Source organism: Bacterioplanoides sp. (assembly GCF_965219715.1).
GTDB lineage: Bacteria > Pseudomonadota > Gammaproteobacteria > Pseudomonadales > Oceanobacteraceae > Bacterioplanoides.
Genome location: NZ_OZ244785.1, coordinates 2640403 through 2660292, shown reverse-complemented (window position 1 = coordinate 2660292; position 19890 = coordinate 2640403). Strand labels below are relative to the sequence as shown.

Below are 19890 nucleotides of genomic sequence, written 5' to 3'. Positions count from 1 at the left end.
TTACGGCAACAGAAACTTTCTGCCCCTTATCCTGACCTGTAATGACCTTGATTGATTTTGCTTGTAATGGAACGATTGGTTCAGAACTGGGTCGAACGGCCTGCTTTAACTGACTATTCATAAGAAACGAGAACTCACCATGAAAATCCTTGCGAGATTCGGCTTGTTATTCGCAGCCGGACTGCTGTCTGCATGTGCCACCAATACGCCACTCAACCTGATGGGATATCACCCACATTACGAACCGGAACAGCAGCTGAGCTTCACTAAAGGCCGGGCGCTGGTGATTACCACCAGTCAGGCAACGCTGGGTGAAGATGGTGATGCCACTGGCGTCTTTGCTTCGGAAATGACCGGCCCTTACTACGTTTTCCAGGACAGTGGTTTGCAGGTGGATGTTGCCAGTATCAAGGGTGGCGCAATTCCGGTCGATCCGGTGTCGTTCTCCTGGTACGTCATCGCCGAGTCGGATCAGCGTTATCAGCAGGACGATGCTTTTCAGGCCAAAGTAGAGAATTCTATTAAGATCGACGATGTTGATATCAGCGATTACGACATTGTTTATATCGCGGGTGGCTGGGGAGCTGCGTACGATCTGGGGTATTCCGATGTGCTGGCAGACAAGATGTCTCAGGCCTATGCCCAAAACAAAGCAATTGGTGCGGTGTGTCATGGCCCACTGGGTTTATTAAAGGCGCACAAGCCAGATGGCTCTTTGCTGGTGGAAGGCACACGATTAACTGCGGTATCCGATCGTCAGATTGCCCAGTTGTTTGTGACTGAAACACCTCAGCATCCTGAGAATGAACTGCGTAAAGCCGGTGCTTTGTATGAAGCCGACTGGTCGCTGCTGGATATTCTGTCTAATCACGTAGTGGTTGATGGCCGTATTGTGACGGGCCAGAACCAGAATGCCGGTGAAGAAGTGGCTTATAAGCTGCTGCAGTTAGTCGCTGGTGAGACTCCACAACTAGTCGCTGGCGAGGCTCCACAATAACCGGCAGCGGTTCATATAAGCCGGAAACATCTCGTCATCCATGGCTGGGCTGGTCGTCGCACTGTCGGCACATAATTCGTCGATCAGTACCTCTGACTGCTGGTTCAGCCGGGCGATTTGTTGTTGCAGTTTCAGCGTTTGATTACGTTCAACATACAGCTGCTTATCAACCCGGGCTAACGATTGCTGCAGTTGCTGGGATGCCAGCTGCTGCTGTTCAATCAGGCTCAGTTGTCGCTGCAGCTGATCTTGTTGTTGCTGATTGATATTGGTCCAGCGCAGGCGCTCTTCGTTTTGTTGCTGCAGGCTGTGCGTCAGAGTTTGCTGCAGTGCCAATTGCTGTTGCTGAAGCTGTTGGCGCTGATCTTTTAAGTCGCCCAGTTGCAGCTGCAGTTGCTGTAAATGTTGCGACTGACTCCAGAGTTGTGAGCCAGATACGGCCAGCAGGGCAATCAGTAATACCAGTGTGGAAGACAGCAGAATGTTGGGCAGCTGCTTGACGGGGTGTAGCGTGCTGACTTTTTCACTGTCAGTCACCGGAGTGGTCAAACTTTCGCCCAACAGCAGGCTCTGTGCCTGGCGCAGCTGGCTTAAATGAAACTCCAGTTGCTCCTGTTCACTGCGGGTATCGGCACGGGTTAATTCCAGTGCACAGCTACGATATTGATGCAGATAAGCGGCGCGGATGTCGTCGCGATGGCGGCTCAGTGTGCCGAGTAGCTGCTGTGCCTGCTGTTCATCCATTACGGTATCTGGTTGCTGTTCCATGATCTGACTCCCTGCGCGATGACGCCCATCTGATATTGGCTGCATGATATTAGGCAGACTGCGCCGTCATACAATCAGGCAAATTGCCGAGATCAATCGGGTTATCCAACTCGGTCGTACAATTGTCACATTCCCTGTTTACCATCGGGTTTGCTGCTACAGGGAGATTGCGGCCAGAGTTACAGACACTCTATAACTCTGTTTAAGCTGCCTGGGAGGTTTGTCGCGCCCGGCGGCTTATGCCTTATTCCATGCGGCTTCGCGCCCGGTCCCAGACTTCTGACTGTCATAAATATGAAACCCAATTGTCATAATTCGGGGTGCTGTCATATTTTTGTAACATTACTGTCAAATAATGCCTGCCATCAAAATGATCCACTATCTAATGCCGCAAGGGCGGTGAAAGAAGGAAGTTACTATGAAAAAAGTACTGTTGACTGGCGCCGCTGTAATGGCAGCTGCACTGAGCACTACCGCTCAGGCTGAACGTGATTACATCAGCATTGTTGGTTCTTCAACTGTATACCCGTTCTCAACTGTTGTTGCTGAGCGTTTTGGTAAGTCGACTGACTTCCGCACGCCTAAGGTTGAATCAACCGGTTCTGGCGGTGGTCTGAAGCTGTTCTGTTCTGGTGTGGGTGATGCAACTCCGGATATCACTAACGCTTCTCGTGCGATTAAAGGTTCTGAGATCAAGCTGTGTGCAAAGAACGGTGTTACTGAAATTGTTGAAGTAAAAGTTGGCTACGACGGTATCGTTCTGGCAAACACCAAAGCTGCTGATCGTATGGAACTGACCCGTAAGGACATCTTCCTGGCGCTGGCGAAAAACGTTCCAAACCCGGACGGTTCTGAAACTCTGGTTGAGAACCCATACAAGACCTGGAAGGACGTAAACCCGGCTCTGCCAAACCGCAAAATCGAAGTATTAGGTCCTCCACCAACGTCCGGTACCCGTGACGCATTTGTTGAGCTGGCAATGGAAGGTGGCTGTAAGAAAGTTCCTTTCATCAAGGCGATCAAAAAGCAGGACAAGAAGAAGTTCAAAGCAATCTGTCACGGCATGCGTGAAGACGGCGCTTACGTTGAAGCAGGCGAGAACGACAACCTGATCGTTCAGAAGCTGGTTGCTAACCCGAAAGCACTGGGCATCTTCGGCTTCAGCTTCCTGGAGCAAAACTCTGACAAAGTACAGGGTTCTAAAGTTGACGGTCAGCTGCCTACTTTCGACGCGATCTCTGAAGGTGATTACCCGGTTAGCCGCTCTCTGTTCTTCTACGTTAAGAAGGCACACGTTGGCGTGATTCCTGGCATCGAAGAGTACCTGGCTGAGTTCACTTCTGAGCGTGCCATGGGTGAAGATGGCTACCTGGCAGACAAAGGCATGATCCCGATGATGGATGAAGAGCGTGCTGAAGTGGTTTCTAATGTGAAAAATCTGAAACCAATTGCTGCTAAATAATTAGACACCGCATACAATGCGGGCCTTTGATCGACGCAAAAGCCGGGGTTTTATACACCTCGGCTTTTGTACGTTAAATACACACCTAACTGAAAACGCCATGAGCTAACATCATGAACTACAGTAGCTTGCTAATTGCGATTCTGATTTTCTTCGGTGGCGCCTATTTATTAGGCCGCAACCGAGCACGAGCAATCGCAAACCAGGGCGGCAGCCTGCACTCTCTGCCGACCCATTATGGTGCCCTGATGGCACTCTGGACAGGTCTCCCGGCTTTAATCCTGCTGATTATGTGGAGTCTGTTACAGGGGCCAGTGATTGATGGTTTGTTGGTTGCCCAACTGCCACAAAACATTCAGCAAGGAACGCCAACCGATATTCAACTGGCGCTGAGTAAAGTTCATAATCTGGCAACAGGGGCTGGTGTATCAGCCGATGCTTCGCTGGAACCTGCGGTTCAGCACCTGCTGGCACTGGAAGAGCGTACTAAGTTACTGAACGCCGGTGCGGTAGTGATGTTGGCGCTATTAGGTCTGGGTGTCAGCTGGCGCCGGATTAAGCCAGAAATGCGTGCCCGTACCGAAGTGGAAAGCATTGTCAGCATCCTGCTGCTGTCCAGCTCAGGTGTAGCGGTATTAACCACGGTGGGTATTCTGGCGTCGGTACTGTATGAAGCCTGGATGTTCTTCCAGAAGGTCAACGCGATTGAATTCCTGTTTGGCACCACCTGGTCGCCACAGGTGGCTCTGCGCGCTGATCAATCGGGTTCTTCCGGTAGTTTTGGTGCGGTGCCGCTGTTTGCCGGTACGTTATTAATTTCCCTGATCGCGATGATCATCGCGGTACCTGTTGGTCTGATGTCGGCGATTTACCTGTCGGAATACGCGACTGAAACCGTGCGTAAATATGCAAAACCAGCTCTGGAAGTATTAGCTGGTATCCCAACCGTTGTGTATGGCTTCTTCGCCGCCTTAACCGTGGCGCCTGTGATTCGTAATCTGGGTGAAAGCATGGGCCTGGCTGTTTCGTCTGAAAGTGCGCTGGCCGCTGGCCTGGTAATGGGTGTGATGATTATTCCGTTTGTATCGTCATTATCCGATGACGTGATTAACGCGGTACCTCAGTCTTTACGTGATGGCAGCTACGGCTTGGGTGCTACCCGCAGCGAAACCGTACGCCAGGTGGTTATCCCGGCAGCTCTGCCAGGTATTGTTGGTGCGATTATGCTGGCGGTTTCCCGTGCCATTGGTGAAACCATGATTGTGGCCATGGCCGCTGGTCTGGCAGCTAACCTGACGGCAAACCCACTCGACAGTGTCACCACAGTAACGGTACAGATCGTAACTCTGCTGGTGGGTGACCAGGAGTTTGATTCTCCGAAAACCCTCGCCGCCTTCGCTCTGGGCTTAGTGCTGTTCCTGGTAACTCTGGCACTGAACTTCTTCGCCCTGAAAGTTGTACAGAAATATCGAGAGCAATATGACTAATCAAACTCACTCAAGTCTTTCGACACGCGAAAAAGTAGAAAAAAGCATGGCTAAGCGTCGTGCAGCAGAAACGCGTTTCCGTGTTTATGGTATGGCCTCGATTTTGTTTGGCCTGTTGTGTCTGGTGGTGTTATTTGGCGATATTCTGTCAAAAGGTACCTCAGCTTTCAGTCAGACGGTGGTTAAACAAACCATCATGCTGGATGCGGACTATCTGGGTCTGACGGCACAGTCGACGGATAAAGAAATCCGCCGCGCCAACTTTGAAGGTCTGATTAAAAAGCACCTGAAAAAGTCTTATAAGCCAAAAGGCCGTAAAGCCCGCCGTGCGCTGTACGGCATGATCAGTGCCGGTGCAGCCTGGCAACTGATGGAAGCGGTGCAGGCCGATCGTGAATTACTCGATAGCGAGTTGACCATTGCGATGCTGGCGGATGATGCCGTTGACCAGTGGTTTAAGCACGATCGGGACCGTGGTTACAACGACCAGTTTTCTGAATTCCAGCTCAGCGTATTAAACAGCTGGGTTGAAAGCGGTGATTTATATACCCGTTTCAATAAGCTGTTTTTCACCAATGGTGATTCACGTGAGCCTGAGCTGGCCGGTATTCACGGTGCTATTAAAGGTACTCTGCTGACTCTGTTAGTGACCTTCCTGTTGTCGTTCCCGATTGGTGTGGCAGCGGCGATTTATCTGGAAGAGTTTGCTCCGCGTAATCGTCTGACCGAGCTGGTGGAAATCAACATTAACAACCTGGCGGCGGTACCTTCGATTACCTTTGGTCTGTTAGGTCTGGCGATCTTTATCAATATGTTTGGTGTGGCGCGTTCCACCCCGCTGGTGGGTGGTCTGGTATTAACCCTGATGACGTTGCCAACCATTATTATTTCCGGTCGTGCGGCGATTAAAGCGGTACCACCAAGCATCCGCGAAGCGGCGTTTGGTCTGGGTGCATCAAAAATGCAGGTGGTTTTCCATCACGTGTTGCCACTGGCACTGCCGGGTATGTTGACCGGTGCCATTATTGGTATGGCTCAGGCACTGGGTGAAACAGCACCACTGCTGATGATTGGTATGATTGCCTTTGTTGTTGACGTACCTGGTTTTATTAACGATCCGTCCACCGTGTTACCGGTACAGATTTTCCTTTGGTCAGACAGCCCAGAGCGTGCCTTTATGGAACGTACCTCCGGCGCCATTATCGTGCTGTTAGGCTTCCTGATTGTGATGAACACCGCAGCGGTTTGGTTACGCCGCCGTCTGGAGCGTCGCTGGTAAGCGACGCTTTGGTACGAATGCGAGCAAAGAATTAACGAATATTGGATTTATTATTATGAGCATCATCGAAAACCACCAAACCAATGGCACGCCGTTTTCTGACAATGCCAAACTGCGCGCCCGCGACGTTCAGGTGTTTTATGGCGAGAAACAAGCCATTTATGACGTAAGCCTGGATATCGGTGCCAATGAAGTAATCGCCTTAATTGGCCCTTCCGGTTGTGGTAAGTCGACCTTCCTGCGTTGTTTAAACCGTATGAACGACACCATTGATATCTGTGATATCAAAGGTGAAATTCTGCTCGACGGCGAAAACATCTACGATCCGAAAGTCGACGTAGTACCGCTGCGTGCCCGTGTTGGTATGGTATTCCAGAAGCCGAACCCATTCCCGAAATCCATCTACGACAACATTGCTTATGGCCCGCGTATTCACGGTCTGGCTAATTCCCGTGTTGATCTGGATGAGATTGTTGAAAAGAGCCTGCAACGTGCTGGCCTGTGGAACGAAGTAAAAGATCGTCTGCATGCACCAGGTACCGGTTTATCCGGTGGTCAGCAGCAACGTCTGTGTATTGCCCGTACTATTGCGGTAGATCCTGAAGTCATTCTGATGGATGAGCCATGTTCTGCACTGGATCCGATTGCAACTGCTAAAATTGAAGAGCTGATTGACGAATTGCGTGAAAACTACACCATCGCTATCGTAACTCACTCAATGCAGCAGGCAGCGCGTGTTTCTCAGCGTACGGCTTATTTCCACATGGGCCAGCTGATCGAAGTGAATCCGACTGATCAGGTATTCACCACGCCGCAGCATTCATTAACAGAAGCCTATATCACAGGTCGTTTCGGATAAGGCCTGCACTTAAAAGGACAAACCCATGGAAATGAATTTTAACCAACATATTTCAGGTCAGTTTAATGCTGATCTGGAAGCCATTCGTAACCACATGATGGGTATGGGTGGCCTGGTAGAGCGTCAGGTGGCCAACGCCATCGATGCTATCTGCTCCGGTGATACCAGTCAGGCAGACGATATTATCCGCCGTGAAGACGAAGTGGATAAGATGGAAGTCACCATCGATAACGAATGTACCCAGATTCTGGTACGTCGTCAGCCAGCGGCTTCTGACTTGCGTATGGTACTGGCGGTTTCCCGTGTGGTACGTGACCTGGAACGTATCGGTGACGAAGCCTGTAAGATCGCGATCCATGCTTTGGAAGTTGCTGATAAAGGTCGCTCTGAGATCTGTCAGCAGGCGATGCGTTATATGGGCGCGGAAGTGACCAAGATGATTTCCGGTGCATTAGATGCCTTCGCCCGTCACGACGTTGATGGTGCGATCGAAGTGGTACGTGCCGACAAGCTGGTCGACAATCAGTACGCCGCCGCACTGCGTGAGCTGATGACCTATATGATGGAGGATCCACGCTCAATCTCCCAGGCTATTAACATCCTGTGGATTCTGCGTGCGATTGAACGTATTGGTGACCACGCCCGTAACATCTCTGAGCAGGTTATCTACCTGGTGAGTGGTGCTGATGTGCGTCACAGCTCTCTGACAGAAATCGAAGAGCAAGCTGCAAAAGACTAATATCCCCCGTCATTATTAAACGGTTGCCGGAGTCTCTGCGGAGGCGCTGGCAGCCGTTTTTTTGTATCTATCCTGTCTGTTTTTTCAGCAATCCACACCTGAGCCGGTTCTGACTGCTAACCTGAATTTGCCGTTGTCTTTATCAGTTATTCGCCAAAAGCACTAGTTTTCCAGTGTTAAATGCCGTCGCTGGTAATGTGGGTGAAATATTAATGTCATCTTTCTGAAATATATCGAGCCGATGTAACAAAGATGTAACATTAGTGAAATAAATTTGTCACCAATTCGGCGGGCACAACAACTTCCTGTTTGTGCTGCCAGATGCTTTGATAACTTTGGATGTATAAAGATGAAAAAAACTGCTTTATTCCTGGCTCTGACTGTTCCTGCTCTGGCACAAGCCGAGAAAATCGAAATCGATATGCCTGACTTCTACGGCAAACTGAATCTGACTGTTCAGAACGCTAACGAAGATGGCAACAGCTTCAGCGAAGTGAAATCAAACGCTTCCCGCGTTGGTATCAAAGGCAAAGGCGAGCTGAACCACGGTCTGACTGCTATCTACAAAATAGAATACGAAACAAACCCGGACGACGGTGACAAAGGCGGTAAAACCTTCACTCAGCGTAACACTTACGCCGGCATTAAAAGTGACTACGGTACTGTTCAGGTAGGTCTGTTCGACACTCCTCTGAAAAAACTGCAGAAGAAAGTTGACCTGTTCAACGATCTGGAAGGTGATATCAAAAACGTGATCACCAAGAGCGATAACCGTGAAGAGAACAGTGTTCAGTACACCTCTCCTAAGTTCGCTGGCCTGCAACTGAAAGTTGACCAGATCGCTTCTGAAGACAAAACCAGCGCTCGTAAAGACGCGACTTCTACCAGCCTGACTTACACCCGTGGTAACTACTACGTGGGTGTGGCTTACGACAGCAAAGTAGAAGCGAACACAACTGACGTGTTACGTGCGGTAGCTCAGGCCAAAGTAGCCGGTGCTCAGATTGGTGTTCTGTGGGAAGAGCAGGATAAAGACGGCGATAAGTCTGAAGGCTGGTTACTGTCTGCAGCTTACAAGCTGGGTGGCGTTAAGCTGAAAGCACAACACGGCGAGTCTGAAATCAACAACGCAGAAGGCGCTAACACAACTTCTGTTGGTGCAGACTACAAGCTGGGTAAAGGCGCTAAAGCATACGTTTACTACACTGAAAACGACTTCCGCGCTAAGAAAGACACCAACTACGCTGGCGTTGGTATCGAATACAAGTTCTGAGTTTCGCTAGCCTGAGACTCAGGCGCAGAACGTAACGACGAACCTCAAAAGCCCGGAGCTGATATCAGCTCTGGGCTTTTTTGTTTGGCCGGATGTGTGGATTACTTATGTCGGTTTATTGTTGCTGTATAGCAATAGTTTGGTGATCTGTCGTGTATATATCAACAAGCTACTTCTGCCTAAACTGGTTACATATTCATTGATCAGCCATCAGGCAGGAGATACAGACATGAAATCACTTGTTGTTATTACAGGCGCCAGTTCCGGTATTGGTGAAGCAATTGCTCGTCGTTTAAGTGCAGCAGGCCATCCGCTGCTGTTGTTAGCCCGTCGGGTTGAACGTTTAACCGCACTGGCGTTACCTAACACTTTGTGTGAACAGGTTGATGTGACTGATAAACAGTCCTTCGAAGCCGCTATTGCCAAAGCCGAAGCACAATATGGCCCGGCGGATCTGCTGGTAAACAATGCCGGTGTGATGCTGTTAAGCCAGCTTGACGTACAGGATCCACAAGAGTGGAAAACCATGTTTGATGTCAACGTCATTGGTTTAATGAATGGCATGCAGGCGGTACTGGCACCGATGAAAGCGCGTAAAGGTGGCTCCATCATCAATATCAGCTCTGTTGCTGGCCGTAAAACCTTCCCGGATCATGCAGCTTATTGCGGTACTAAGTTTGCGGTACACGCGATTTCTGAAAATGTACGTGAAGAAGTGGCTAACTCGGATGTACGGGTAATGACCATTGCACCAGGCGCGGTAGAAACCGAGTTGTTATCGCATACCACTTCTGACGACATTATTGATGGTTATCAGTCGTGGAAAGACGATATGGGTGGTGTATTGGCGTCTGACGATGTTGCCCGTGCGGTGGAGTTTGCATATCAGCAGCCTCAAAACGTATGCATTCGTGAGATAGTTCTCGCACCTACTCGTCAGCAGCCGTAAAAGCTACTTTAAAAGCTGGCGATATTCATCCCAGCTTTTACCCGATACACGCGTCACCAGATTTTTCAGGGCGCGGCTATCAGCCAGCCCGGTGTGATACAAAATGCGCTGGGTATCGGCATCCTGGCGTAATAACTCTTCAATTTTTTCCAGCCGGACTTTGGCGCCTAATTCACGATAACTGCAGTTTTCCTGCTTTAATTTGCGTTGCAAAGTGCGGGTCGTCATACATAAAAACTTGGCGGTGAGTTCTGCTTCCGGCAGTTGTTTATTCTGCTCCAGATAGGTTTTGATATGACTGGTGACGGCCATACGGAAAGAATGCTCCTGGGAATAACGTGACAAGGCTTCGTGGGCTTGTTGTTCCAGTACCTGGCGGATTAACGGGTTACTGATTCGCAGTGCAATATTCAGATCATCACTAGCAAAAACGACGTTGGATATCGCTTGTAAGCTTCGTTCCGCCGGTTGAATTAACTCACTGAGTTTATCTTCGTATTCAAATAAGCCGGTTAGATTCTTATCACTGACAATACGTTTGGGTAACACTTCGGTGCCGGTTAACCAGAAAATCAGATCCAATAAATGTTGTAGCGTCAGGCTCAGATAATGGCGGGAGTATTCCAGATCGTTGACCACATCACTGATTTTAATCGTTACTTCATCTGCATGTTTCTGCAGTACAAACTGAATATCACTGCCAACGTTTTTCAGAGCAATTAACGCTTCTAAGGCTTCCAGTAATGTCGTGCAGCTCATGGCCACCAATACCACCGGGCTGAGGCTTTCCGGCTGTAAGGACTCATTGCTGTTAAGGCGGATTTGTTCTGGCGGATAGCTTAATAAATGACGCCAGATCAGATCATGGCTGTGATGATCCAGCCGACCGTTAGGATCGGACAAAAATTCGGCATTGATATCCTGCTGCTGCAGAAAGTCAGAAATATCGATCTGGCGCTGGTTTAACACAGCCAGATATTGGCGAAAGAAGGTGGTGGAGATCATAACCAGCAAGTCCCGGAACAGGGCTCAATTAGACAACATGAACGGGCTTTGACACAAGATTGTCGTTTTAGTGCGTTTATCTGTCGTTTCGCTGCCTCCTGTTGTGCCCGGGCTTTGCTCTAATGTTGGCATACAACAGGAGCATCATGATGAAAAAACTCACCACAGTACCGGCGGAATTGTTCGATAATCTGGAGCTGTTTCCAGAGCCGTTTTTTAAGCGTTTTAATCTTGAAAAAGCAGAGCAGGCGGTAACTTTCCCGGAGCAGGAATCCAAAATTTATTCCTTTCCAACCCTGTTTAACCAGGTGCAGTTTGGTATGGGTGTATTTACCTGTGACTACAACAATGCACAATCCTTATTGCCAGCTGGTCTGAAGCCGGTTAAAGCTTTTGGCGGGCGTGCGTTAGTTATTATCTCCAGCTACGAATACCGCAAAATTCACCAGATGACGCCGTACAACGAGTTATTGGTGGTACTACCTGTGTTGAATACCAATACACCGGGCAAGGTGTGGGACCTGCCGATGTTGCCGTCCATGGTGCCGGGTTATAACGGTTTTGGTTTTTTCACCCTGGCCTTGCCAATGAGTTCGGAAGAGAACAAACATCGTGGCCTCCAGTTATGGGGTTTGCCAAAAACCTTACACGATATCGAAATTGGTCAGGCCGATGGCAAGATGACGACCACGGTATTTGATGATAATGGCGAGAGCATTATTACGTTGAAAATTCCGATGGCGGGTAAAACCAAAGCAACCACCATGGCGAATAAATTATTCAGCGAAAAAGACGGCAAGCTGGTGATGTCACAGAATCATCTGTATGCCGATATGAATGAAAATAAACATTTATCGCGTTTGTTTTCGGTGAGTGATAAAACCGACACAGTGAAGTTGGGGCAACATAAAATCGCTGATCAGCTCAGGTTTCTGAAGTTATCCCACGACCCGATTATTACCCGCTATACCAATGATCTCAAGTCCTGTCTGTTTTTACCTAACCAAGACAAGTAAGCAAGGTAAATAGACAAAAGAAGTAAGCAGTGCTTATAACTGCTGAAACTTTTCCTGAATAAATTCGATAAAGGCCCGCAACCGTGCGGGCTGATATTTATCCTTATGATAAATGGCGTAGAAGGGCACCAGGGGAATCTGCCAGTCCGAAAATACTGGCTGCAACTTACCTTGTTGAATTTCATCCCGGCAATACATCACAGGTACACGAATCACCCCATTACCATCTAACGCCCCTTGCACCAGAGCGCGGCCGTTTTTACAGCTCAGACGACCATTCACCTGGACCTCGATGGTTTTACCCGGTTTATCTATCTGCTGAAACTTCCAGCTTTTTACCGAACCGGTTAAGCAGGGCAAATCCGCCAATTGTTTCGGGTGAGTAACCCCGGGGTATTGTTGCAACAACTGCGGGCTGGCCAGGGTATCGAGTTTTAAATCGGTGAGTTTTTTACCGATAAATCCGGCATCACTCAGCTCGCCCATGCGGAAAGCAATATCGAACTCATCCTGAATTAAGTCGACCCGGTTGCTGGAGAAATCCAGCTCGATGCTGACCTGTGGGTGTTGACGCATAAATTCACTGGCCATCACTGCAATCAGGTCTTCACCAATATGACCACCAACACAATTCACCCGGATCAAACCACGGATTTCTTCGGTGTTATCCACCGCTGCCATTACTGCCTGCTCAAGCTGTTGTAAGGCGTTTTTCGCCTGCTGATGAAACTGCTTACCGGCATCGGTCAGTTTTAATGAGCGGGTAGTACGAATCATCAGAGTGACGCCCATCTGCTTTTCTAACGCACTGAGCTGACGCGACACGTGGGAGCGGGATACATTCAGTACCTCTGCAGCGTTGGTAAAGCTGCCTTCATCGGCAATCAGCACAAAGGTGCGGATATCGGCGAGGTTAAGTTGGTTAAGCACGGGAATCCTTTTAGTGATTACTCTGAGCGTCGATCGTTTGATTGTATCTCAGTCAGGCTATAACAGCAGGTATCAGACGTTAGAAACTGGCGTAATATCATAGTGCGTTTGCAGCTTCCTGAAGGTAGAGTGATTCTCGCTGATAACTACCAAGCTCTGCAGCTCTTATAACAACAACAGAATCACATTCGAACGCTATGACACATTCTCTGTTTGATCATTATCCACAACTGGCAGAAACCATCCCTGTGATTGAATTTGCCGACTTACCAACACCGGTTGAGTCGTTTGCCGGAACAGGTAGTGAGGTTCCGCTGCCGGAAAATTTGTGGATAAAACGTGATGACCTGACCAACAGCGATTACGGCGGCAATAAGGTCCGTAAACTGGAGTTTATTATTGCCGATGCGCAGAAACAGAAGAAACACAGCATTGTGACCATGGGAGCTACCGGTACCAATCATGGTGTTGCTACGGCGACTTTTTGCCAGGCAAATCAGCTCGACAGCAAGGTCTATTTGTTCGAACAACCGGTAACCGACACGGTACTTAAAAACCTCAAAGCTATGGTGCGCCACGGAGCCAAATTACAATATCGTGGCTCTATTCTGAAAACCGCGCTGGCTTATTACGCCTCTCATATATTGTCACCACGCAGTTACCACTTACCGGCGGGTGGTTCGAATATTATGGGTTGTATTGGTTTTGTGAATGCCGCGCTGGAACTAAAACAACAAATCGATAATGGTGAATTGCCGGAGCCGGACAAAATAATTTGTCCTGTGGGTTCCAGTGGCACTCTGGCAGGTTTAACGCTGGGCTGTCAGCTATTGGGGTTAAAAACCGAGGTGACTGGCATTCGGGTAGCGCCGTCTCATCTGGGGCCTATTCCAATCTGTACTGCCGAAACTGCACAAAAGCTGATGCAACAAACCTATCGTTTTTTACGCAAAGCGGATAACCATATTCCGACATTAACGTTAAATAAAGTTAACCTGAGTGATGATTATTATGGCGACGGTTATGGGGTCGCCAGTGACGCCGGGGACGTCGCAAAAACCGCCTTTAAAGCTTCAGGCATTGAACTGGAATCAACTTACACTGCCAAGGCAGCTGCCGCAGCACTTGAATGCTGCCGGGCGAATCCACAGCAGAATATTCTCTATTGGCATACCTTTAACTCTGTCGATCAGGACAACTCAGCGGTTGATTGCCAACAGCAGCAGCTGCCGCAATCGTTAAAACAGCTGATTGGTCGATAAGACAACAGATCAGTAGCTGATCTATCCTGCCTGCCCGGGTAAGCGAATCCGTTATATTCCCCTATCTGTGAGTGTGCAAAAATGTGGTTAACTTTCTCTTCAGGCAGGAAACCCGATGAAATTAGCACTCACAGAAGAACAACAGCTAATTCAGGACACTGCAAAAAACTTTGCTGAAACTGAACTGGTTCCCAATGCGGCGCCGCTGGACGAACACCAGCCGGGCAGTCGTGACACTTTTTTATCTAATCTGAATAAACTGGCACAGCTGGGCTTTATGGGCCTGAATGTTGGTGCTGAACACGGCGGCAGTGAAGCCGGTGTGGTGGCCTTCAGTTGCGCCATTACCGAGCTGGCACGTGGTTGTTCTGCTACGGCGGTGACCGTTTCTGTTACCAATATGGTGGCGGAGGTTATCGAGTCGGTGGGCAGCGATGAACAAAAAGCTTATTACCTGCCAAAAATCTGCGAAGGCACTTATCCCGCCGCAGGTTTTTGTTTAACCGAAAACAGCGCAGGCTCTGACCCGGCGAATATGAAAACCCGAGCCATTCGCGACGGCGATGATTGGGTAATTACCGGCAACAAACTCTATATCACCAGCGCTGAATACGCTGGTTGTTTTGTCGTTTGGGCGGTGACCGACGGTGATGCCAAACGGGGTAAAGGCATCAGTTGTTTCCTGGTGGAAGCCGATAATCCGGGTATTGAAATTGCCAAGGCCGAAGAAAAAATGGGTCAGCGTGGTTCAGCGACCAATGAAGTGATTTTCACCAATTGTCGCGTACCTGCCAGCGCCATGTTGGGTAACGAAAACCAGGGTTACGCCATCGCCGTGGGCGAATTGGCTGGTGGCCGTATTGGTGTGGGTTCATTGGCATTGGGTATTGGCCTGGCGGCAATGGATTATGCCCGTAACTATTTAGGTGAGCGCGAACAGTTCGGTCAGAAAATTGGTAATTTCCAGGGCCTGCAATGGATGTTGGCGGATCGTTATACCGAATTAGAAGCTGCACGTTTATTGCTGATGCAGGCAGCCTATTTAAAAGAAAATAAACAGGACTTTGGTTCGGCGGCGTCGATGGCAAAACTATTTGCCAGCGAAAAAGCCAATGATGCCTGTTATAGCGCATTACAAATGATGGGTGGTGCCGGTTATATCCGTGAATATCCGTTAGAACGCCATGCCCGTGATGTGCGTATTACCAGTATTTATGAAGGCACCAGTGAGGTTCAGCGGTTAATTATAGCCCGGGGCCTACTGAAAGATATTCTTTAAAAGCTATCTGCGTTGCTTCTGCGGTGTTAAAAATAAATTCAAACTGCTTATTTATGACTTATAAACTCCGCTTTTGAATTTATTTTTGCCTTGCATTAGCTTCCTCGATGACGCTTTTCGACAAATTATTTTAAGAATTACTAATTAAATAAAATTAAGGATTTAAAATGGAAGCCAATAATAAAGTTGCGGTCGTTACTGGCGGTTGTTCTGGTTTAGGTAACGCCACGGTTAAAGTGTTGCTGAAAGCAAACGTTAAAGTTGCGATTTTTGATTTAAACGAACAGCAAGGTGCTGCAGTTGTTGATGAATTTGGCGCTGATAATGTGATGTTCGCCAAAGTTGATGTTAGCAGTGCTGAATCAGTTTCCTGCGCGATGGATGCCGTAATCGAAAAATTCGGTGCCTTACACATCTGTGTGAACTGCGCCGGTATTGCGCCAGCCAAACGTCTGTTAAGCCGTGAAGGTGAAGCTATGCCACTGGATAACTTCAAGAAAGTGGTGGATGTAAACCTGGTAGGCAGTTTTAACGTTGCGCGTTTAGCGGCAGAAAAAATGGCAAAAAACGAGCCATTTGGTGAAGCTCAGGAGCGTGGCATTATTGTTAACACCTCTTCTGTTGCTGGTTTTGAAGGTCAGGTTGGCCAGTGTGGTTATTCCGCCAGTAAAGGTGGCATCCTAGGTATTAACCTGCCGATGGCGCGTGATCTGGCACCATGGGGCATTCGCGTAAATGCCATTGCACCGGGCATTATGGGTACACCTATGCTGCTGGGTATGCCGGAAAATATTCAGGAAGCGCTGGTAAAAGATATCCAGTTCCCGAAACGTTTAGGTCAGCCGGAAGAGTTCGGTCGCCTGGTATTACATATGGTGGAAAACAGCTATCTGAATGGTGAAACCGTACGTTTAGACGGTGCAATTCGTCTGCAGCCAAAATAATTATTTCAGGGTCTGTTAACAGGCCGACCTCTTTGCAGGTACCGGTGCTGGGGAAGTTGTAAATCTCCGGTACCTGCTTCTTAAGTCATATTCATCTGGTTAATCCACGCCAGCAAGGGCGCCAGAGCCCGTTTATATTATTTTACCTACACCCGATCAGAACGGTTATTTCGCCGGAAAATCTTCTTTTCGATCAGTTTTCTATTTCTTAAGCGAGCAAAGACTCGTATTGTGTATTGAGCCCTGAATATCCGGGATGACAAACGGCTATCAGAGCCAAAAATAAAAACAGTCGATAACTGAGTATTGATAAACGGGAGGTTCTTTAATGGATCGACGTAAGTTTCTGGCAGGCACTGTGACAGCAGGTCTGGGGTCTCTGGCTTTCTCAAATAGCGTTTTATCTCAGGAAGATATTGCCACTAAGCGTAAAAATAAATTTCGTTTGGATATGGACGCTGCAACAGCAGATGGCGAGTTCCCTTTTGAAAAAGCGGAATATCTTCAGCGAACAGAAAAAACCCGCCAGCTAATGCGCAAGCAAGGTATTAATACCTTGTATGTCACGTCGCCGGAGGGGATGTGTTATTACACGGGTTATACCGCCACCTGGTATCGCGGCCAGTCGTCTTCTAAGTGGCCTGCGCTGGCCGTGGTTGTGATCCATGTTGATCATGATGAACCACTACATTACGACACGGAATATGAAGACTATGTGCATAAGGCGACATCGGTATTCGATACTCAGGTATGGATTCCGGATGAATTTATGGAAACGGGTGGTGGTGCTCAGGGTGGTATCGAATTTATCTTAAAAGACCTGAAGCAACGTGGCTGGTTAAAAGGCCGGGTTGGCATGGAGCTGTTGAGCCATGTGCCAAACCCGGTTGTTTCACAGCAGATCCGCGGCGGTATTGAAGCTTCTGGCGCAGAAGTCGTGGATTCTTCGCTGCTGATTCGGGGCGTGCGCCGCGTTAAATCTGCCAGAGAAATTCTGTATACCGAACAGGCGGCTAAAATAGCTGATATTGGTTTTGCTGCAATTCGAGATCATTTTTATCCGGGTGTTACACCGCTTGAACTTCATGGTGTCGCGATTCAGGCGATGCTGGCAGCTGGAGGAGAATTACCTGGTCTTAATCAGGGGGTGATTTCAGGACCTCTGGCCGCAGCTCATGCGTATTCTTCGCGGCGCCCGATCGAAAAAGGCGAGTCATTTGCAGTAGATCTCAGTGGTGTTGTTAACCGTTATCACGCCAATATCTGTCGCTCGTTTGTCGCCGGTGATCCCTCCGAAGAAACGTTAAAAATGAGCCAGTCGTCCGGCAACGGTATTCGTCTGTTATGTGAACATGCCAAGGCTGGTCGTAAAGTTTCTGAAGTGGCGAAACTGATTAAACAATCTTATGAAGAAGCTGGTGTTTGGGGAGATAAACATTTTGTTGGGGGCTATGAGTTAGGTTTGGCGTTTCCACCGGACTGGGTTGGCGAATGGTTGTTTGATCTGAGTGCCGCCAATAGTGACGATATTTTCGAAGAAAATGTTGTTACTAACTTTGAGAGTGTATTTGCAGGCCTGGACAATGGTTTGATAGCTCTGCTGACTTTAAGGCCCGCAATCGGCGTTAATATCGACACAATTATTTATGGTAAAGAAAAAAGTCGTTCCCTTTCTCAACTCGATTTTATGCCGATTGTTGTCGGCTGAGCGATCTGTTCATGCCTGATGGTGAGGTCAGGCCTTTTGGCCAGGCAGAAATGCCTGGCTCTTTTTGGGTTGTTCTGAACGCTTTTCTCTGGCAATCACGACATGGTACATTTCCAGTTCTGTGGAAATAAAGAACTCAGCAGGTAACCACCATGCAAACCACTGCTCAAACTGCCAGTGCCTCTAACATCGAAAGCGCCGCCAAAATGCTGGCCGAGCTGGGTCATGCTACCCGCCTGAGTATCTTTCGTTATCTGGTGAAGGGTGGTCGCAATGGCGTGCCGGTGGGTGAGATTCAGGCAGCGTTAGAGGTACCCGGTTCCACGCTTTCCCATCATATTACCCGTCTGGTATCCGTAGGTTTGGTGATCCAGCGCCGCGAAGGCCGCACCTTGTATTGTGTGCCGCAATACGACGCGTTGGATGGCCTGATCGATTTCCTGCAGGACGAATGTTGCGTCCATGAAGAGCCTAAGCCTGACAGCTAAGTCATAACTGCCCATTAAGTTCTATCTTCCTCAGATCTTTATTTCTATATTTCTAGAAATATATTGACTGGATGATATCTCTACTTTTATATTTCGATAATCTTAGAAATAAAGTGAGGAGATCAATCATGTTATCTGAACTGTTATCCGGGCTAAGTCCGGAACTTCAACAGCAGGCCTGGCAGGCACTGGATATGTTTCTGTTCCTGGCGGCTGAGCTGACTATTCTGTTTTTGGCCATTAGTTATCTGGTGGGTGTATTGCAGGACTTTATTACCCCGGAGAAGGTACAGAACATTCTGACCTCGCGTAATGGTCGTGGTTATGTGGTTGCCGCGTTACTCGGGTCGATTACGCCGTTCTGTTCCTGTTCCACCATTCCGTTTTTAAAAGGTTTGTTACGTGCCCGGGCAGGTTTTGGCCCTATGCTGGTGTTCCTGTTTTCCAGCCCGTTATTAAATCCGATTATCATCGGTTTATTTGTGGTGACCTTTGGCTGGCAAGTGGCGCTGTTTTATTTTCTGATGGCGATGGTTGTTTCGGTATCGGCGGGTTTCCTGCTGGAAAAACTGGGCTTCGAACGTTATGTCAAAGCTGATGCTTATGGTGAAGTAACAACCAGTTCATGTGGTACCAATACCGCTTGCTCCGAACAGTCAGAGCCACAGCTGAAACCACAAGAGTCGACCAGCTGTTGTGCTACTAAAACAGAAGCTCAGCCAGCACAGGAGAATAAGCCGGAGCAAGCCAGCTGCTGCGTTTCCGAACCCAAAGCGGCAGAGGTGAAACAAGATAGCCGATGGTTACGTATCTGGAAATCAACCTGGAGTGACTTTAAGCAAGTACTGCCTTACCTGTTGTTAGGCATCAGTATTGGTGCTCTGATTTATGGCTTTATGCCAACCGATTTAATTGCGCAATACGCTGGAGAAAACATCTGGTACGCCATTCCGATTGCTGCTGTGATTGGTATCCCATTGTATATCCGAGCTGAAGCTGTGATTCCGTTAAGTGCAGCGCTGGTGAAAAAAGGTATGGCGTTGGGTTCGGTAATGGCGTTAATTATTGGCAGTGCCGGTGCCAGCTTAACCGAGGTGATCTTGCTGAAATCGATATTCCGCAATCAGATGATCCTTGCGTTCCTGGCAGTAATCTTATCCATGGCTATTTCAGCAGGGTACTTATACGGATTTTTATTTGCCTGAGATCATGATTCTCAGATGAATCACCGAACGATTAAGACAGGCTCCTTGTGGGCCTGTTTTGTTTTTGTTATCGTCTAGCCGTTATTAGTAAATTTCTGGAGGGTAAGACGATGATTGTAGCAACCTTCCGGGCCGCAGATCTGTAACTGGCTTCTTTAACTTAATTTTAACTTAGTTAAGAACACAAGATCTCTTCCGCCCGGTTTATTCAAAAACCGGGGCTTCCATAGGAAACAACCA

Annotated in this window: 18 protein-coding genes; 15 read left to right on the top strand and 3 right to left on the bottom strand. The window is 48.4% G+C overall.

Features of this window, described 5'->3' with window-relative positions:
• Positions 1-139: 139 nt before the first annotated feature.
• Positions 140-997: a type 1 glutamine amidotransferase domain-containing protein gene (locus ACOQOZ_RS12550; RefSeq protein ID WP_420588513.1), complete on the top strand. Its 858-nt coding sequence runs from the start codon at positions 140-142 to the stop codon at positions 995-997.
• On the opposite strand, the gene ACOQOZ_RS12545 is transcribed toward ACOQOZ_RS12550, so the two are convergent.
• Positions 971-1765 carry a hypothetical protein gene (locus ACOQOZ_RS12545; protein ID WP_420588512.1) on the bottom strand — a complete coding sequence of 265 codons (795 nt, stop codon included), beginning with the start codon at positions 1763-1765 and terminating at the stop codon, positions 971-973. The genes ACOQOZ_RS12550 and ACOQOZ_RS12545 overlap by 27 nt on opposite strands.
• Positions 1766-2183: 418 nt before the next feature.
• Between ACOQOZ_RS12545 and ACOQOZ_RS12540 the strand changes: the two genes are divergently transcribed.
• The 7 genes from ACOQOZ_RS12540 (at position 2184) to ACOQOZ_RS12510 (ending at position 9813) form a co-directional block, all read left to right on the top strand.
• The gene (locus tag ACOQOZ_RS12540; RefSeq protein ID WP_420588511.1) at positions 2184-3227 is read left to right on the top strand and encodes a PstS family phosphate ABC transporter substrate-binding protein; all 1044 of its coding nucleotides are present in this window, start codon (positions 2184-2186) and stop codon (positions 3225-3227) included.
• A 113-nt stretch (positions 3228-3340) separates the two neighbouring features.
• Positions 3341-4714 carry a phosphate ABC transporter permease subunit PstC gene (pstC, locus tag ACOQOZ_RS12535; protein ID WP_420588510.1) on the top strand — a complete coding sequence of 458 codons (1374 nt, stop codon included), beginning with the start codon at positions 3341-3343 and terminating at the stop codon, positions 4712-4714.
• Positions 4707-5993, top strand: coding sequence for a phosphate ABC transporter permease PstA (gene pstA / locus ACOQOZ_RS12530; protein ID WP_420588509.1), 1287 nt, complete (start codon positions 4707-4709; stop codon positions 5991-5993). Before pstC ends, pstA begins: the two co-directional genes overlap by 8 nt.
• Positions 5994-6048: 55 nt before the next feature.
• A complete protein-coding gene (pstB, locus tag ACOQOZ_RS12525; protein ID WP_420588508.1) occupies positions 6049-6852 on the top strand; it encodes a phosphate ABC transporter ATP-binding protein PstB in 804 nt (267 codons plus the stop codon).
• A gap of 25 nt (positions 6853-6877) precedes the next feature.
• Positions 6878-7591: a phosphate signaling complex protein PhoU gene (gene phoU / locus ACOQOZ_RS12520; RefSeq protein WP_420588507.1), complete on the top strand. Its 714-nt coding sequence runs from the start codon at positions 6878-6880 to the stop codon at positions 7589-7591.
• 349 nt (positions 7592-7940) lie between these two features.
• Positions 7941-8864: a porin gene (locus tag ACOQOZ_RS12515; protein WP_420588506.1), complete on the top strand. Its 924-nt coding sequence runs from the start codon at positions 7941-7943 to the stop codon at positions 8862-8864.
• A gap of 229 nt (positions 8865-9093) precedes the next feature.
• Positions 9094-9813 (top strand): SDR family oxidoreductase, encoded by a 720-nt coding sequence (locus ACOQOZ_RS12510; RefSeq protein WP_420588505.1) that lies wholly within the window; start codon positions 9094-9096, stop codon positions 9811-9813.
• Between the two features lie 3 nt (positions 9814-9816).
• Here ACOQOZ_RS12510 and ACOQOZ_RS12505 read toward each other — a convergent pair whose 3' ends face one another.
• Entirely contained in the window at positions 9817-10818 is a 1002-nt protein-coding gene (locus tag ACOQOZ_RS12505) for an AraC family transcriptional regulator ligand-binding domain-containing protein (RefSeq protein ID WP_420588504.1), read from the bottom strand.
• Positions 10819-10964: 146 nt separating this feature from the next.
• Here ACOQOZ_RS12505 and ACOQOZ_RS12500 point away from each other — a divergent pair, with 146 nt between their 5' ends.
• A complete protein-coding gene (locus tag ACOQOZ_RS12500) occupies positions 10965-11834 on the top strand; it encodes an acetoacetate decarboxylase family protein (protein ID WP_420588503.1) in 870 nt (289 codons plus the stop codon).
• A gap of 33 nt (positions 11835-11867) precedes the next feature.
• Here ACOQOZ_RS12500 and ACOQOZ_RS12495 read toward each other — a convergent pair whose 3' ends face one another.
• On the bottom strand, positions 11868-12764 hold the full coding sequence (locus ACOQOZ_RS12495) for a LysR family transcriptional regulator (protein WP_420588502.1): 897 nt from the start codon (positions 12762-12764) through the stop codon (positions 11868-11870).
• A gap of 197 nt (positions 12765-12961) precedes the next feature.
• On the opposite strand from ACOQOZ_RS12495, the gene ACOQOZ_RS12490 reads away from it, so the two are divergent.
• From ACOQOZ_RS12490 to ACOQOZ_RS12465, 6 genes are all read left to right on the top strand, one after another.
• Positions 12962-14026 carry a 1-aminocyclopropane-1-carboxylate deaminase/D-cysteine desulfhydrase gene (locus tag ACOQOZ_RS12490; protein ID WP_420588501.1) on the top strand — a complete coding sequence of 355 codons (1065 nt, stop codon included), beginning with the start codon at positions 12962-12964 and terminating at the stop codon, positions 14024-14026.
• Positions 14027-14141: 115 nt separating this feature from the next.
• Positions 14142-15305, top strand: a complete 1164-nt coding sequence (locus tag ACOQOZ_RS12485; protein ID WP_420588500.1) for an acyl-CoA dehydrogenase family protein — start codon at positions 14142-14144, stop codon at positions 15303-15305.
• 167 nt (positions 15306-15472) lie between these two features.
• Positions 15473-16249 (top strand): 3-hydroxyacyl-CoA dehydrogenase, encoded by a 777-nt coding sequence (locus ACOQOZ_RS12480; protein WP_420588499.1) that lies wholly within the window; start codon positions 15473-15475, stop codon positions 16247-16249.
• A 328-nt stretch (positions 16250-16577) separates the two neighbouring features.
• Positions 16578-17957: a M24 family metallopeptidase gene (locus ACOQOZ_RS12475; protein ID WP_420588498.1), complete on the top strand. Its 1380-nt coding sequence runs from the start codon at positions 16578-16580 to the stop codon at positions 17955-17957.
• A 152-nt stretch (positions 17958-18109) separates the two neighbouring features.
• Complete coding sequence (locus ACOQOZ_RS12470) at positions 18110-18445, top strand: ArsR/SmtB family transcription factor (RefSeq protein ID WP_420588497.1); 336 nt, start codon at positions 18110-18112, stop codon at positions 18443-18445.
• 128 nt (positions 18446-18573) lie between these two features.
• Positions 18574-19650: a permease gene (locus ACOQOZ_RS12465; protein ID WP_420588496.1), complete on the top strand. Its 1077-nt coding sequence runs from the start codon at positions 18574-18576 to the stop codon at positions 19648-19650.
• The last annotated feature ends 240 nt before the right edge of the window (positions 19651-19890 follow it).

Coding starts and splice junctions, on each gene's coding strand:
- ACOQOZ_RS12550 (WP_420588513.1), top strand. CDS start 140: ATGAAAATCCTTGCGAGATTCGGCTTGTTATTCGCAGCCGGACTGCTG.
- ACOQOZ_RS12545 (WP_420588512.1), bottom strand. CDS start 1,765: ATGGAACAGCAACCAGATACCGTAATGGATGAACAGCAGGCACAGCAG.
- ACOQOZ_RS12540 (WP_420588511.1), top strand. CDS start 2,184: ATGAAAAAAGTACTGTTGACTGGCGCCGCTGTAATGGCAGCTGCACTG.
- pstC (WP_420588510.1), top strand. CDS start 3,341: ATGAACTACAGTAGCTTGCTAATTGCGATTCTGATTTTCTTCGGTGGC.
- pstA (WP_420588509.1), top strand. CDS start 4,707: ATGACTAATCAAACTCACTCAAGTCTTTCGACACGCGAAAAAGTAGAA.
- pstB (WP_420588508.1), top strand. CDS start 6,049: ATGAGCATCATCGAAAACCACCAAACCAATGGCACGCCGTTTTCTGAC.
- phoU (WP_420588507.1), top strand. CDS start 6,878: ATGGAAATGAATTTTAACCAACATATTTCAGGTCAGTTTAATGCTGAT.
- ACOQOZ_RS12515 (WP_420588506.1), top strand. CDS start 7,941: ATGAAAAAAACTGCTTTATTCCTGGCTCTGACTGTTCCTGCTCTGGCA.
- ACOQOZ_RS12510 (WP_420588505.1), top strand. CDS start 9,094: ATGAAATCACTTGTTGTTATTACAGGCGCCAGTTCCGGTATTGGTGAA.
- ACOQOZ_RS12505 (WP_420588504.1), bottom strand. CDS start 10,818: ATGATCTCCACCACCTTCTTTCGCCAATATCTGGCTGTGTTAAACCAG.
- ACOQOZ_RS12500 (WP_420588503.1), top strand. CDS start 10,965: ATGATGAAAAAACTCACCACAGTACCGGCGGAATTGTTCGATAATCTG.
- ACOQOZ_RS12490 (WP_420588501.1), top strand. CDS start 12,962: ATGACACATTCTCTGTTTGATCATTATCCACAACTGGCAGAAACCATC.
- ACOQOZ_RS12485 (WP_420588500.1), top strand. CDS start 14,142: ATGAAATTAGCACTCACAGAAGAACAACAGCTAATTCAGGACACTGCA.
- ACOQOZ_RS12480 (WP_420588499.1), top strand. CDS start 15,473: ATGGAAGCCAATAATAAAGTTGCGGTCGTTACTGGCGGTTGTTCTGGT.
- ACOQOZ_RS12475 (WP_420588498.1), top strand. CDS start 16,578: ATGGATCGACGTAAGTTTCTGGCAGGCACTGTGACAGCAGGTCTGGGG.
- ACOQOZ_RS12470 (WP_420588497.1), top strand. CDS start 18,110: ATGCAAACCACTGCTCAAACTGCCAGTGCCTCTAACATCGAAAGCGCC.
- ACOQOZ_RS12465 (WP_420588496.1), top strand. CDS start 18,574: ATGTTATCTGAACTGTTATCCGGGCTAAGTCCGGAACTTCAACAGCAG.